General features: G+C 64.4%; 14 protein-coding genes and 1 other RNA gene. 10 read left to right on the forward strand and 5 right to left on the reverse strand.

The genetic code is table 11. The features are described from left to right. Nucleotides 1-16: 16 nt before the first annotated feature. Nucleotides 17-532, reverse strand: a complete 516-nt coding sequence (locus tag O6W96_RS01575) for a GNAT family N-acetyltransferase (protein WP_353467938.1) — start codon at nt 530-532, stop codon at nt 17-19. Between the two features lie 224 nt (nt 533-756). On the opposite strand from O6W96_RS01575, the gene O6W96_RS01580 reads away from it, so the two are divergent. Together O6W96_RS01580 and O6W96_RS01585 are read left to right on the forward strand one after the other, a co-directional pair. After that, a complete protein-coding gene (locus tag O6W96_RS01580) occupies nt 757-1,128 on the forward strand; it encodes a dihydroneopterin aldolase (RefSeq protein ID WP_353467939.1) in 372 nt (123 codons plus the stop codon). A 4-nt stretch (nt 1,129-1,132) separates the two neighbouring features. Next, nucleotides 1,133-1,420, forward strand: coding sequence for a Rossmann fold domain-containing protein (locus O6W96_RS01585; RefSeq protein WP_353467940.1), 288 nt, complete (start codon nt 1,133-1,135; stop codon nt 1,418-1,420). A 116-nt stretch (nt 1,421-1,536) separates the two neighbouring features. Here O6W96_RS01585 and O6W96_RS01590 read toward each other — a convergent pair whose 3' ends face one another. Then, nucleotides 1,537-2,433 (reverse strand): hypothetical protein, encoded by an 897-nt coding sequence (locus O6W96_RS01590; RefSeq protein ID WP_353467941.1) that lies wholly within the window; start codon nt 2,431-2,433, stop codon nt 1,537-1,539. Between the two features lie 245 nt (nt 2,434-2,678). Between O6W96_RS01590 and O6W96_RS01595 the strand changes: the two genes are divergently transcribed. The 5 genes from O6W96_RS01595 to O6W96_RS01615 all read left to right on the forward strand — a co-directional run bounded on the left by O6W96_RS01595 (nt 2,679) and on the right by O6W96_RS01615 (nt 5,818). Beyond that, nucleotides 2,679-3,338 (forward strand): energy transducer TonB, encoded by a 660-nt coding sequence (locus tag O6W96_RS01595; RefSeq protein WP_435372163.1) that lies wholly within the window; start codon nt 2,679-2,681, stop codon nt 3,336-3,338. Nucleotides 3,339-3,404: 66 nt separating this feature from the next. After that, nucleotides 3,405-4,196, forward strand: a complete 792-nt coding sequence (locus O6W96_RS01600; RefSeq protein WP_353467943.1) for a MotA/TolQ/ExbB proton channel family protein — start codon at nt 3,405-3,407, stop codon at nt 4,194-4,196. 93 nt (nt 4,197-4,289) lie between these two features. Further along, on the forward strand, nt 4,290-4,766 hold the full coding sequence (locus O6W96_RS01605; protein WP_353467944.1) for an ExbD/TolR family protein: 477 nt from the start codon (nt 4,290-4,292) through the stop codon (nt 4,764-4,766). Nucleotides 4,767-4,812: 46 nt separating this feature from the next. Continuing rightward, nucleotides 4,813-5,241 carry an ExbD/TolR family protein gene (locus O6W96_RS01610; protein ID WP_254784237.1) on the forward strand — a complete coding sequence of 143 codons (429 nt, stop codon included), beginning with the start codon at nt 4,813-4,815 and terminating at the stop codon, nt 5,239-5,241. A gap of 217 nt (nt 5,242-5,458) precedes the next feature. Next, nucleotides 5,459-5,818, forward strand: a complete 360-nt coding sequence (locus O6W96_RS01615; RefSeq protein WP_353467945.1) for a tetratricopeptide repeat protein — start codon at nt 5,459-5,461, stop codon at nt 5,816-5,818. A gap of 375 nt (nt 5,819-6,193) precedes the next feature. On the opposite strand, the gene dcd is transcribed toward O6W96_RS01615, so the two are convergent. Next, nucleotides 6,194-6,748 carry a dCTP deaminase gene (dcd, locus tag O6W96_RS01620; RefSeq protein WP_353467946.1) on the reverse strand — a complete coding sequence of 185 codons (555 nt, stop codon included), beginning with the start codon at nt 6,746-6,748 and terminating at the stop codon, nt 6,194-6,196. Between the two features lie 279 nt (nt 6,749-7,027). On the opposite strand from dcd, the gene O6W96_RS01625 reads away from it, so the two are divergent. The 3 genes from O6W96_RS01625 (at nt 7,028) to O6W96_RS01635 (ending at nt 10,256) form a co-directional block, all read left to right on the forward strand. Then, entirely contained in the window at nt 7,028-7,660 is a 633-nt protein-coding gene (locus O6W96_RS01625) for an N-acetylmuramoyl-L-alanine amidase (protein WP_435372178.1), read from the forward strand. Between the two features lie 180 nt (nt 7,661-7,840). Then, nucleotides 7,841-8,225: RNase P RNA component class A (rnpB, locus tag O6W96_RS01630), an RNA gene on the forward strand. 48 nt (nt 8,226-8,273) lie between these two features. Further along, nucleotides 8,274-10,256, forward strand: coding sequence for a hypothetical protein (locus tag O6W96_RS01635; protein WP_353467948.1), 1,983 nt, complete (start codon nt 8,274-8,276; stop codon nt 10,254-10,256). A gap of 62 nt (nt 10,257-10,318) precedes the next feature. Here O6W96_RS01635 and O6W96_RS01640 read toward each other — a convergent pair whose 3' ends face one another. Beyond that, nucleotides 10,319-10,957 (reverse strand): carbonic anhydrase, encoded by a 639-nt coding sequence (locus O6W96_RS01640; RefSeq protein WP_353467949.1) that lies wholly within the window; start codon nt 10,955-10,957, stop codon nt 10,319-10,321. Further along, nucleotides 10,954-12,534, reverse strand: coding sequence for a SulP family inorganic anion transporter (locus O6W96_RS01645; protein ID WP_353467950.1), 1,581 nt, complete (start codon nt 12,532-12,534; stop codon nt 10,954-10,956). The genes O6W96_RS01640 and O6W96_RS01645 overlap by 4 nt, the downstream gene beginning before the upstream one ends. Between the last annotated feature and the right edge of the window lie 59 nt (nt 12,535-12,593).

Raw genomic sequence — 12,593 nt, forward strand, 5'->3', positions numbered from 1 at the left:
CAGGTAAAGCGGTGGCTTATGCGGATGCGGTGACCGGCGTGCGGGGACCGAGCATCCCGGACGTGTCGGGCACCGCGTCGCCGCGGGCGAGCAGGCGGTGGCGCTCGACCGCGCCGGGCGCGTTCCAGCGTGCGGTGCGGTCCGCAGTGAACCCGAAGAAGCGGCCATAATAGTCGGGGTCGCCGATCAGCATGAGCGCATCGTCGAGACCTTCGGTAGCGGCGGTGTCTAGCACGTGCGCGACGAGGCTGCGGCCGATGCCGTCGCCCTGCCGGGTGGGGGCGACGGCGACCGGACCGACCATCACCAGCGGACTCTCGCGGCCGTCGTCGATCAGCGCGATCGGCCAGCACTGGATCGAGCCGATCAAGGCGCCGTCCTCGACTGCAGCGAAGCTCAGCGCGGCGATAGGCGTGCCGGGGCCACGGATCTTGTAGGCCGTCCGCGTGAACCGATCGGGACCGAACGCGGCATCGAGCAACATCTCGACTGCGGTCGGATTGATCGTATCAAGGGGGACGAGCGTGATCACCGGCATCTCCTGCCCCGTAGGCGTTCGAGCATGAACGGCGAGGGCAGCGCGCTTTAGCGTTGGCGACGCTGAACGCAAGGCTAACCGAAGGGGGCGTGCTGCGGGGCGGGGCCGCCGGCGGTGATTGACTGCGTGCTTCTCTGCATCGGTAACTCGATCGATCCTCCCGAGACGCATCCGACGACCGACTTTCATCTCCGCGCACGTCTGCTAGAGGCGCGACGATGGAAGACAGTCTCCAACTCGAAGTCCACGATCTCGAAGTGCAGGTCCTGACCGGCATCTATTCGGAGGAGACGCATCTGCCGCAACCGCTGAGGATATCGCTGACCGTCGATATGGTCTGCCCCAGGCGGTTCGATCCCGACACGCCGTTGTCGGCCTCGAAGAACTACCTGGACCTGAAGAACGCGGCGACCACCGCGCTGCCGCCGGGCGTGCACTTCACGCTGATCGAGGGCGTCGCGGATCATATCTGCGAGACGCTGTTCCTGCAGGATGCTCGCGTCTTGCGCGTCAAAGTGAAGATCGTGAAGCTGGCGATTGCCGAGGCCGACGAGGCGATCGGTGTGACCCTCGTCCGCCATCGCCGCTGACGGCATGCGGCGCGATCTCGAACCGGATAATGATCTCGCCGCGTTGGTGCGCGGCGCGGTTGGCGAGTCGCTGGTGGTCGTGATCCCATTGACGCTGGATGCGCTCGCGATGGCGCAGGCGAGGGCGATAATCGGACCGCTCGCGGTGGAGTTGGCCCCGGCGACTCGAGTGAATGCAGTCGTTCCAGCAGAAGACTGCGATCCCGTTGACGTGGATGCGGCGGTCGCTTTCCTCGAAAACGCGCCATCGACCACGGGCCAGTTGCTTCAGATCCACAAGCGCGATCTTTAAGCGATCTCGATCTGCCAAGAGATTGCTGCCGTCAGCCTGACAGGGAAGTAGGGTTCGCCGCCTCCCTGGCTCTTAACGGCCCCGTCTTCGGCTGACGCAAGGAGTGGCCGCCCGACCTAGAGCGTTCGCGTCCGGCCACACGGCCCGAGGGCGGCTATCACATAGGCATAGTCCTCGCGTGCGATCGTCGCGTCGGCTGCTTCCAACGACGCGGTGCTGCGCTCGGGCAACGCCGGCGGCAATGCACAGGCCATCCGGTACCACAGCAACGTCTCGGGGGGCGGGGGCGCTGCCGATTCGTCGACGATCTCGCTCAACGCGACCGCCCAGCGAGGCTGTTCGCCCGGCCGTCGCAGGACCGACAGCGATACCGGGCGCTGATCCGCGGTGGTCAGAAAGACCTGCGTCTCGCCTTCGCCGGGCAGGGCACCCGCGACGTGGAACGCATTGCCGATCCCGGTGATGACGGGGGGCGCGTCACCCGACAGTGCGTCCTTGGCGATTTTTCGCGCCCGTGCGTCGGTGGTTGGCGTCCAGTCGATCTGAGCGTCCGGCGCGACCAACTGGACCTGGTTGACCGCCCCGGGCACCGGCCGCGCGAAGATCAGGACCCGCGCCTTTTTGAACTTCGGTACGCGACCCGCCGAATCGGGCGCGACGTCAAGGAGGTAGCCGATTCGCGGCGGCAACCCGTCGGCGCCCCGGATCAGCGCCGTGACATCGACCTCGACATATAGTCTGACAAACCCCGGCGCGAGATTTGGCGCCTCGGCCGCCTTGATCTTGGCGGTCGATCGTACCGTAGCGTCGGCGATCACCGGTGCCGACAGCACGAGGTCGGCGACGTCGGCATAGCTGATCCCACCAGCGACATTCTGTTGCGGCGTGCCTGCTGAAATGGGCGCTGTACCACGGGAAACCTGCGGTGCTGCTGGCGCTTGACCGGCGTAGGCGGGAAGCGCGACGAGCGCGATCGACAGGGCCGAAGCCGTAACGTGAGACAGTGGATTCATCCGCTCAAGCTACGCGACCCGACCTGAACGATACAGAAATAATTCTGCCATCTAGCGGTTGTAAGTTTGTTGCGTCTGACAAAGCGTTTGCGTGTCGCATTACGTGGCGATAGGACTTGGCGACTGCCCCGTGGTTATTCCGGCCAACGGCAGACGTATGTGCCGCGCACCCAGTGCGGGTACCTGCGTACGGAGCAGGCAGATTAAGGGAGTGTCGTTGCTGAATGGCCTATGTTGACCAGAAGATGTCCGGAGGCAAAATCGTCGCGATCGTTATCGTCGCGCTGATTCATGCGGCCTTGGGCTATGCTTTCGTCACCGGCCTCGCGTACCAGTACGTGAAAAAGGCCCAAGAAAAGCTTAATACGTTCGACGTGGAGCCGCCACCGCCGCCGCCTCCACCCGACGAGCCCCCGCCGCCGCCGCCTGACCAGCCAAACCTGCCGCCGCCACCGACCACGGTCGTGACGCCGCCGCCGGTGGTTGTGACCCCGCAGCCCGCCCCCGCGCTGACGACGTCGAGCATCATCCCACGGTTCCAGCCGACGGCGCCGCCGTCGCCGCCGGCCCCTGTGACTGCGCCGGCGCCACCGGCTCCCCCAGTCGTCTCGAAGGCGGCGGGTGCAAAGGGTGATCCCGCACAGTGGGTGTCGACGGACGATTATCCGCCGAGCTCGCTCCGCGCCGAGGAAGAAGGCACGGTCGGGATCGCGTGGGATATCAACGTGGCAGGCCGCGTCGAGAATTGCCGCGTCACGTCGTCGAGCGGATCGTCCGCGCTGGATCGGGCCGCTTGCGCCGCGATCACACGGCGTGGCCGGTATTCGCCCGCGGTGGACACGGCGGGCAACCCGATCCGGTCGAGCTCTTCGCGTCGCGTGACGTGGAAGATTCCGCCTCAGTAATCGGGTCAGTTCAAGCGCTGCACCTTTCGTTTCAGACATAGACTATAGTCAGAGGACTAACCGATCATGATCACCACCATTCTTGCGGCGGCCGGGACCGCTGCTGCTGACGCAAACCCGTACGGCCTGCAGGCCGCACTCCGTGAAGGCGGTCTGATCTCGCAGACCGTGTTCGGCATCCTCGTGCTGATGTCGGTCGTGTCGTTCTACATCCTGTTCTCGAAGCTGTTCGAGCAGCAGAAGATCATCGGCCAGGGCAAGCGCGTTCGTCAGGCCTTCTGGTCGTCGAACAGCCTTCGCGAAGGTTCGGCCAAGCTCGACAAGAACTCGGCGTACAAGCAGATCGTCGACGACGGTTTGGCCGCTCAGGAGCAGCATTCGAAGCTGACCGATCCGGTCGAGGCACATGACTGGCTGCACGGTTCGCTGGCGCGTTCGGAAGCCGCAATCAACTCGAAGCTGGGTGGCGGTCTCGCCTTCCTCGCGACCGTCGGTTCGGTTTCGCCGTTCATCGGTCTGTTCGGTACGGTTATCGGCATCTACCGCGCACTCGTGAAGATCGGCGCATCGGGTCAGGCGTCGATCGACAAGGTCGCAGGACCGGTCGGTGAAGCCCTGATCATGACCGCGCTTGGTCTGGTCGTCGCGGTTCCTGCCGTGCTGTCGTACAACTGGCTGCAGCGTCGCAACAAGTCGATCGCAGAGGACCTGTCGGCCTTCTCGAACGACGTGCTCGGCTTCCTGGCTTCGAACGGCGCGGTTCGCCCGTCGATCGCTGGTCCTGCCAAGCCGGTCACGAAGCCTGCCACGACGACCACGACCGCCGGTCAGACCGGTGGCGTACCGCGCGCCAACTAAGACGCGCAAAGGGCGGGGCTGCTGTTCGCAGCCGCCCCGCTTCATTGCCGCCGGCGGTTCCGGTGGCGATTATATGGATAGGATAGTTCGCACATGGCGATGAGTGTTGGTGGCGATTCCACCGAGAGTTCGATATCGGACATCAATACGACGCCGCTGGTCGACGTCATGCTCGTGCTCCTGATCATCTTCCTGGTGACGACCACCGTGGCGGTGCAGGCAGTGCAGCTGAAGCTGCCGGATGTTCGCTTCGATCCGACGATGACCAAGCCCGAAAACGTTTCTCTGTCGGTGACGTCGGCCAACAACCAGTGCCAGGTGTACTGGGGCCTTGCGCCGGTGACTCACGAAGAGTTGCTGCAGCGGGCCGTCGACAAGCTGAAAGCGGAGATCGCGCGTCAGGGCGGTGTCAATGCGGCCGGTCTCGAATTGCCCGAGGCGCACATCCGCGGCGACGTGAACGCACCGTATCGCTGCATCGGCGCCACGATCTACACGATGCAGCAGGCCGGCTTTGCCCGCGTCGGCTTCATCTCCGAACCGCCTCCCGGCGGCACCACCGAACGCTGATGCCGAACGCTGACGGTCGCTCGGACGTATTTAGGAGTAGCATAAAATGGCAATGAGCGGCGGCAAAGAAGACGGCGCGCCGATGATGGAAATGAACATGACGCCGTTGATCGACGTCCTGCTCGTTCTCCTCATCATGTTCATCATCACGATCCCCATCCAGACGCACGCGGTGAAGGTCGACCTTCCCGTCAACAGCAAGAACCAGCCGCAGAACCCGGTCGATCCCCAGAAGAACAAGATCTCGATCGACGCCGCTGGTGTTGTCGCGTGGAACGGTTCGCCGGTCGACGAAGTCACGCTGCGCCAGTATCTGGATCAGTCGGCTGGTATGACCCCGGAACCCGAACTGCACTTCCAGCCCGATCCGCAGTCGAAGTACGAAGTGGTCGATCGCACGCTGGCCGTCATCAAGCGGTCTGCGATCACGAAGCTCGGCTTCATCGGTAACGAGCAGTATCGCAACGACTTCTAAGTCCTCTGCGTACAGTATCGAACGTCCAAAGGGCGGTCCTCCGGGGCCGCCCTTTTTTTGTTGCGTGATCGGGAACGACGACTCGACCGGGGCGATAGAGCGCGTGGACATGTCTGAACGGCCTTGATCAATGTCCTTGTATGACAGTCATCGAAGTGACACACCGTTGTCACAAAAATGAAACCTTCCGATAGGCGAAGGGCATTGGAGATGGATGATGCGCAAGACCGTCCTGTTCGTTCTCGCAACCCTCGGCGCAGCGACGCCGGCGCTGGCGGTACCGTCCGCAACCGTCGATCGCACCGGCTACACGGCGATCGCGGCCGGCGATCTTTCGACCGCTGAACAGCGGATCGTCGCCGAGCGAAAGATCTTTCCGCAGCGTCCTGAACTGATGCTCAACCTGGCCTCGGTCTATCATCGGACCGGCCGTGAGTCGGAAGCACGGGCGCTGTATGCCGCGGTTCTGGAGCGACCTGTAGTCGCGATGGACCTGCCATCGGGCGCGGTAGTGTCGTCACATGATCTGGCAAGCCGTGCGTTAGCGAAGCAATCTCCGCAGATCGCTATTCGCTAGAGCGTGAGTTTGCAGTCGTGACCGGGGAGAGGGCGCACCCGCTTGCTCTCCGGCGAAGGCGGGAGTCCAGGCTGGGTCCGCGCCCTCGCGAGGAACGAAGGTGGCGTGCGGTGGGTTTGCGCGAATGGGCGGAGGATTTGCTGTCGTATCAATCGAGCGGCGGACGGCCATCGTTCGGTGAAGAACTAGGCCGTGTGGTTGTACCGCCAATGCCGCGAGATGGAACTGTCTGCGACTGGGTGGCACTCGAGAGCGCGGTAGATTCGATCCACGGGCGATCGTACCGTCCTCGGAATTCAGAAACTTCGTCTACTACGACAAGCTCCCCCGCCGGAGGTCCGGGCTCAATTGGGCACCTCAGTCTGCCCCGGACCTCTAAAGCCGCGGCAACGTCACTCCGCGTTGCCCCATGTATTTCCCGGCGCGGTCCGCGTAGCTCACCTCGCACGGCTCGTTTCCCTTGAGGAACAGGAACTGGCACGCGCCTTCGTTGGCATAGATCTTGGCGGGCAGCGGCGTGGTGTTCGAGAATTCCAGCGTCACATGCCCCTCCCATTCCGGCTCGAGCGGCGTCACGTTGACGATGATCCCGCAGCGCGCATAGGTTGACTTGCCGAGACAGATCACCAGCACGTCACGCGGTACGCGGAAATATTCGACCGTGCGGGCGAGCGCGAAGCTGTTCGGCGGGATGATGCAGACGTCGGTCTTGCGATCGACGAAGCTGTTCGCGGCGAAGTCCTTCGGATCGACGATCGCGCTATCGACGTTGGTGAAGATCTTGAATTCGTCGGCAACGCGTGCGTCGTAGCCGTAAGAAGACAGCCCATACGAGATGCAGCCGTCGCGGCGCTGCGCTTCGTGGAACGGTTCGATCATCGCATCGCTCAGCGCGCGCTCGCGGATCCAGCGGTCGGACATCACGGACATGGCAACTCCCTTTTCGGGAGCGGCTTTCGCCCGGATGCCGGCTCACGGCAAGAGGGACGCGCCGAATCACGTGTAGCCCGGTCCACGAGTCCGCATGACGGTTGTCCGCAAGTGCGTTGGCTATTGATGCGGTCGAGCGGTGACGTCACAATGCGATGTCACGATCGCCGCGATCGAGACTGCGCCGTCGGTGCTGGCCCGACGGCTAAAAGGGAAGCTGGCTTGAAGTTCATCGAGACCCCGTCACCCAATTTCGACGATCGTTCGCTGCCCATCACGATGATCGTGCTGCATTATACCGGGATGCAGGACGGTGCATCGGCGATCGCCCGGCTGCGAAGTCCCGAAGCGAAGGTGTCGTCGCATTATCTGGTCGAGGAAGACGGCACGGTCCTGCGGATGGTCGCGGAGGACAAGCGCGCCTGGCACGCGGGCAAGTCGCACTGGCGCGATGTCGACGACGTCAACTCGGCAAGCATCGGCATCGAGATCGTCAATCCTGGCCACGAGTTCGGCTATCGCCCGTTCCCGGCCGAGCAGGTCGCATCGGTCGTGCAGTTGGTCGCCGAGATCAAGGACCGTCACGAGATTACCCGCGGTAACATCGTCGGCCATTCGGACATCGCGCCGACACGCAAACGCGATCCGGGCGAGCTGTTTCCGTGGCACGAACTGGCGCGGCGACGGTTGGCGCTGCCGCGGCCGACCAAGAATCTGATGGACCCTGGCTGGACCGAAGGCGGCTTTTGCCTCGCGCTCGAACGCTTCGGCTACGACGTCGAGAACCGGATGGCAGCGACGATGGCATTCCAGCGGCGGTTCCGCCCGGAACTGGTCGATGGCGAGGTCGATGCCGAGTGCCGGTGTATCCTACTGGCGCTGTTGCTACCGAAGCCAATGGGTGACGACTAATCCTTCCCCGCCAGGGGGAGGTGGCTGGCACTTGCCAGACGGAGGGGGAGGTAAGGGCAACCTCTGCTCCGTGTCCTCCCCCCTCCGTCCCCTACGGCGCCACCTCCCCCTTGCGGGGGGGATTTAGCGATCTCTAAAAACGGTGGTGCATCGCGCCCACCCGCGCTAGGGCTCGCCTTGCCAGAGGGTCGGGCGGCCGCGGGTGTTTTCGGACACGCGAGGAAAGTCCGGGCTCCGCGAAACGACGGTGCCGGGTAACGCCCGGCGAGGGTGACCTCAGGGAAAGTGCCACAGAGAGCAGACGGCCAACCCTCGGCGCAAGCCGGGGCGGTCAGAGTGAAAGGGTGCGGTAAGAGCGCACCGCGCGCCTGGTAACAGGGGCGGCACGGCAAACCCCACCGGGAGCAAGATCGAATAGGGGTGGCACATGGGCTTCGTTTCAGCTCGTCACCCGGGTTGATTGCTTGAGGCGGCGGGCAACCGTCGTCCTAGAGGAATGGTCGCCTAACTTCCGTATCGAAGGATCGGAAATGGACAGAACCCGGCTTACAGACCCTCTGGCATCCTCTTCCGAACCATTGCAGACTGCGACGAAATAACGTCGGGGGAAGTAATGCGTATCGACAGGGTTGGCGTCTTCGGCGCGGGCATGATGGCGGTCGCCGCCGCGACGGTTCAGGTGGCGGCGCCGGTGACGGCGCAAACGCCCGCAACCACGCTGCAACAGGATTTCGACGCAGCCGCTGCACTTGATACGAAGGACGACAAGACCGCCGCGCTCGCCGCGTGGCAAAAGCTCGAGGGGCGCACCAAGCCCGGCTCACGCAGTCGCGGCGTCGCGCTGATTCGCAAGAGCGCCGCGCTGTTCAAGCTCGATCGCTCCGACGACGCCGTGGTGGCGGCGCGCGCCGGGCTAGCGCTGCTGCCTGCGAGCGACGCTACGCTCGCGGAGGATCGCTGGCGTGCCTATTACGATCTTGGCTCCATTGCAGAGAACGCGCTCGACTATGCCGGTGCGAGTGACTCCTATGCTAGCGCCGAGACGGCTGCGGATACGCCGGACTTGAAGGCGGCATCGATGCTGGCGTTGGCGAACACCAAGACCTTCACCGACCCCGCCGCGGCGGATGGCGCACTCGCGCGCGCCGATGCGCTGTTGAAGCCACTCAAGGCCGACGGCAAGCTGAAGGCGCTGGTCGCGCGTCGTCACGCCATTCTGCTACTCAACCGCGGTGCCTATGAACCAGCGCGCGTCTACGCGATCGATGCGGTCAAACAACTTGGCGGCCTGACCGAGAAGACCGACGTCAACGACGTGTCCGCGCGATCGGATGCGGCGATCGCTTCGCTGCTGGCGGGCAAGGCGGACGAGGCGCGGCGCTACATGGCGATGACCGGGGCGGGGCGGCTGACCAACGGCGAGTTCGACCCGGCGGTGCAGATGGACGTGCCGCCCTGTGGCGGTGAAGCCGATCTGCGTCCGGCGGACATGGCGGTGGTCGAATTCACGATCGGCGACGACGGTGTGGTGCGGAACGTCGCGCCGATCTACGCGGCCGGCGGCGGTGCGGTGGCGCTTGAGTTCGCGCGAGCGGTCCGCGACTGGTCGTGGACGCCCGAGCAGGTCAAGGCGTTGCCGGCGTTCTTCCGCTACAACGTCCGGATCGAGATGCGCTGTTCGACTGCATTCGAGCGGCCGTCGATCACGAAGTTCCTCGACGCCGACATGGCGACATGGCTCGAAACGAAGGGCCTCGCGCTGCCGACCGAGGAGCGCGGAGCAGACGCGGTCGCGGTCGTGCGCCAGCGCGCGGCGCTCACCGCGGCGGAAGCAAAGGCCGGCGCCAATTCGCTCGCCATGCTACCACCACTCTATCAGCTCGTGAACAATGCCGTCGTAGGACGCGAGGAAACCAACGTCCTTGCACGTCGTGCGCTCGCGATCGCCGAAGCCCAGGGCGCGCCATCGACCGCACGGCTGCCGCTCGACATCATCGTCCGGGAAACCGACAGCGCGGACAGCTGGAAGGATGGCGCCTACGCACGTGCCGTCACCCCCTTGCTGTCGATGCCCATCTACGCGAACGATCCCAAGGCGCGCTCGGCGATCCTGTTGCTGATCGCCGAGCGGACCGATTCGCGCAGCCGCCGCGCGGTGCTGTTGCAGCAGGTCGCCGACGACAAGGGGCTTGCCGTGAACGATCCGCTCCGCGTGGGCGCGCTGATTCGGCTTGCCTCGCTCCAGCAGCAGGCGGGCGAGACCGCCACCGCGCGCACGACGTTCGAGCGATCGGGGCTGGCGGCGAACCAGTGCGCGATCCTCGATGCGCCGCCGCGGTTCCTGTCGTCGGGCGGCGTTTTCCCGAACGAAGCATTGGCTTGGGGCTTCGAAGGCTGGACCAAGACGCAGTTCGACGTCGATGCCAACGGCAGGGTACTGAACCAGCGTGCGGTGCTCAGCTATCCGCCGTTCGTATTCACCCAAGCTGGTGTGCAGACTGTTGCCGGCGCGCGTTGGAGCAAGACCTTCCGCCCCGATGGCGGCGTCGGTTGCGGCGGCCTTTCGCATCAAGTGCGGTTCAAGATGGCGGGATGAGTGGGCGTCTTGCCGATCCTCTCCCGCAAAGGGGTATCGGCAAGACGCGTAATTCCGCTAGCCTACATCAGCACCTTGTCCGGCCGCCCGACCTCCTCGAGCACGGTCGTCGAATCGATCTCCATCATCGGTTTGATCAGCCCGTCGCGGATGTCGTAGACCCAGCCGTGGAGCAGCACTTCCTGGCCGCGCGCGAATGCGCCCTGGATCGTGGCGGTGCGGGCGAGCCTGATCAGCTGGTCGCGAACGTTGACCTCGACCAAGCGGTTGACCTTCTGTTCGCGGTCGGGCTGCGCGTCGATCTCGTCGGCATGGTCGTGCAGCACGCAGCGCGCGGTCTTCAGCCAGTAGTCGACCGGACCGGTGGTGCCGCCGTCGAGCGTCGCGCGGATCCCGCCGCATGCATAATGGCCGCAGATGATGATGTGCCGCACGCCGAGCACGTCGACCGCATATTGCAGCACCGACATCAGGTTCGTGTCGTCATCCTTGACCAGGTTGGCGATGTTGCGGTGGATGAACATGTTGCCGGGCGGCGTCATCGTCATCTGCTCGGGGCCGACGCGGCTGTCCGAACAACCGATCCACAGGAACTCCGGGTTCTGGCCGACCAGCTGGCGCTGGAAGAAGTCGGCGCTCTCCTCGATGATCTCGGCCGCCCACGCCTTGTTGGCGAGCAGGAGCTGCTTGTACTGCCTCATGCGAAACGGACCTCGGTCTGGGGGGCGTTGATCAGCTTGACCGTGCGCAGCGCGAGATCGCCGCGGATGAGTACGGTAATACCGCGATATTCCGCACCCTTGATGAACGCGTTGATGATGTCGACGTTGTCGAGATCGACATAGCTGGTCGACGACAAGTCGATCAGCAGGTTCGCGTTGTCGGGCACCTTGGCGAGCGACTTCTGCAGTTCGTACTTATGGATGAAGTACAGGTTACGGCGGGCGCGGACGAGGCAATCCTCGTCGTCGCAGGCAAAGGTGATCGCGGTGCGGAAGTTGCGCGCGACGACGAACACGAAGCCGACCGCCAAGCCGATGACGATGCCTTCGAGCAGGTCGGTGAACAGGATCGCAGCCACCGTGACGACGAACGGGATGAACTGCGTCCAGCCCTGCTTGAAGCGTTCGGTGTAGAGCTTGGGCTTGGTTAGCTTGTAGCCGGTGGCGATCAGCACTGCGGCGAGTGCGGACAGGGGGATCAGGTTCAGTATCGCGGGGATTAGCGCGACGCTGACCAGCAGCCAGAAGCCGTGCAGCATTGTCGACAGCTTGCTCTCGGCCTTGGCATCGACGTTGGCGGACGAGCGCACGATCACCGAGGTGACGGGCAAGCCGCCGATCAGGCCGGACAGGATGTTGCCGCCGCCCTGCGCCATCAATTCCCAGTTCTTGTCGGTCGAGCGACGGCGCGGATCGATCTCATCGACCGCCTTGACGCTCAGCAGCGATTCGAGGCTGGCGACGATCGCGAGCGTGACGGCGCTACTCCAGACGATGCCCATCGTGACCCCGGAGAAATCGGGAAAGGTGAACAGCGACGGGAACTGCGACAACGTCTGCGTGATCGGAACCTGCACGAGATGCGTCGCCTGGAGCTGCCAGTCGGGCTTCACCGCGCCGAGCAGCATGTTGCCGAAGATGCCGATCAGCACGACGACCAGCGGGCCGGGGACGAAGCGCAGCGGACCGTCCTTCGGCTTGGCGCCATCCCACCAGAACAGGAAGGCGAGGCTGACCGAGGCGATCAGGATCGCGCCGGGAGTCACGGCTGCACTGAGGCTGTCGAGGATCCGCGAGAACGTGTTGATGCCGTTCGCGGTGGTGAATTCGAAGATGCCCTCGGCCTCGCGGTCGAAACCGACCGCGTGGGGGATCTGCTTGAGGATCAGGATCAGGCCGATCGCCGCGAGCATGCCGGTGATCACGGACGACGGCACGAACTCGCTGAGGATGCCGGCGCGGGTCAGCGAGAAGCAGATCTGGAGAACGCCCGCGAGCACGACCGCCATCAGGAACATCTGGTAGCTCGGCATACTCTCGATCGCGGTCAGCACGATCACGGTTAGGCCGGCGGCGGGGCCGCTGACCGACAGCGGCGACTTTGAGAACAGGCCGACCGCGATGCCACCGACGATGCCGGAAATGATGCCGGCGAAAAGCGGCGCGCCGGAGGCGAGCGCTACGCCAAGACAGAGCGGCAGTGCGACGAGCGCGACGACGATGGAGGCGGGAAGATCCGCGCGCCATGTGGTAAGCTTTGGAATGAGAGTCGGCACCAGGGCTCCTGTCGCTACGGTGTCGGCTGGGAATACGTCCGCACCGGACGCGTCTATCC

It is taken from the genome of Sphingomonas faeni, assembly GCF_040407495.1.
Lineage (GTDB): Bacteria > Pseudomonadota > Alphaproteobacteria > Sphingomonadales > Sphingomonadaceae > Sphingomonas > Sphingomonas faeni_D.

Bases quoted from the DNA above. Each gene is read 5' to 3' on its own strand.
- O6W96_RS01580 (WP_353467939.1), top strand. From the start codon at position 757: ATGGAAGACAGTCTCCAACTCGAAGTCCACGATCTCGAAGTGCAGGTC.
- O6W96_RS01585 (WP_353467940.1), top strand. From the start codon at position 1,133: ATGCGGCGCGATCTCGAACCGGATAATGATCTCGCCGCGTTGGTGCGC.
- O6W96_RS01590 (WP_353467941.1), bottom strand. From the start codon at position 2,433: ATGAATCCACTGTCTCACGTTACGGCTTCGGCCCTGTCGATCGCGCTC.
- O6W96_RS01595 (WP_435372163.1), top strand. From the start codon at position 2,679: ATGTCCGGAGGCAAAATCGTCGCGATCGTTATCGTCGCGCTGATTCAT.
- O6W96_RS01600 (WP_353467943.1), top strand. From the start codon at position 3,405: ATGATCACCACCATTCTTGCGGCGGCCGGGACCGCTGCTGCTGACGCA.
- O6W96_RS01605 (WP_353467944.1), top strand. From the start codon at position 4,290: ATGGCGATGAGTGTTGGTGGCGATTCCACCGAGAGTTCGATATCGGAC.
- O6W96_RS01610 (WP_254784237.1), top strand. From the start codon at position 4,813: ATGGCAATGAGCGGCGGCAAAGAAGACGGCGCGCCGATGATGGAAATG.
- O6W96_RS01615 (WP_353467945.1), top strand. From the start codon at position 5,459: ATGCGCAAGACCGTCCTGTTCGTTCTCGCAACCCTCGGCGCAGCGACG.
- dcd (WP_353467946.1), bottom strand. From the start codon at position 6,748: ATGTCCGTGATGTCCGACCGCTGGATCCGCGAGCGCGCGCTGAGCGAT.
- O6W96_RS01625 (WP_435372178.1), top strand. From the start codon at position 7,028: ATGATCGTGCTGCATTATACCGGGATGCAGGACGGTGCATCGGCGATC.
- O6W96_RS01635 (WP_353467948.1), top strand. From the start codon at position 8,274: ATGCGTATCGACAGGGTTGGCGTCTTCGGCGCGGGCATGATGGCGGTC.
- O6W96_RS01640 (WP_353467949.1), bottom strand. From the start codon at position 10,957: ATGAGGCAGTACAAGCAGCTCCTGCTCGCCAACAAGGCGTGGGCGGCC.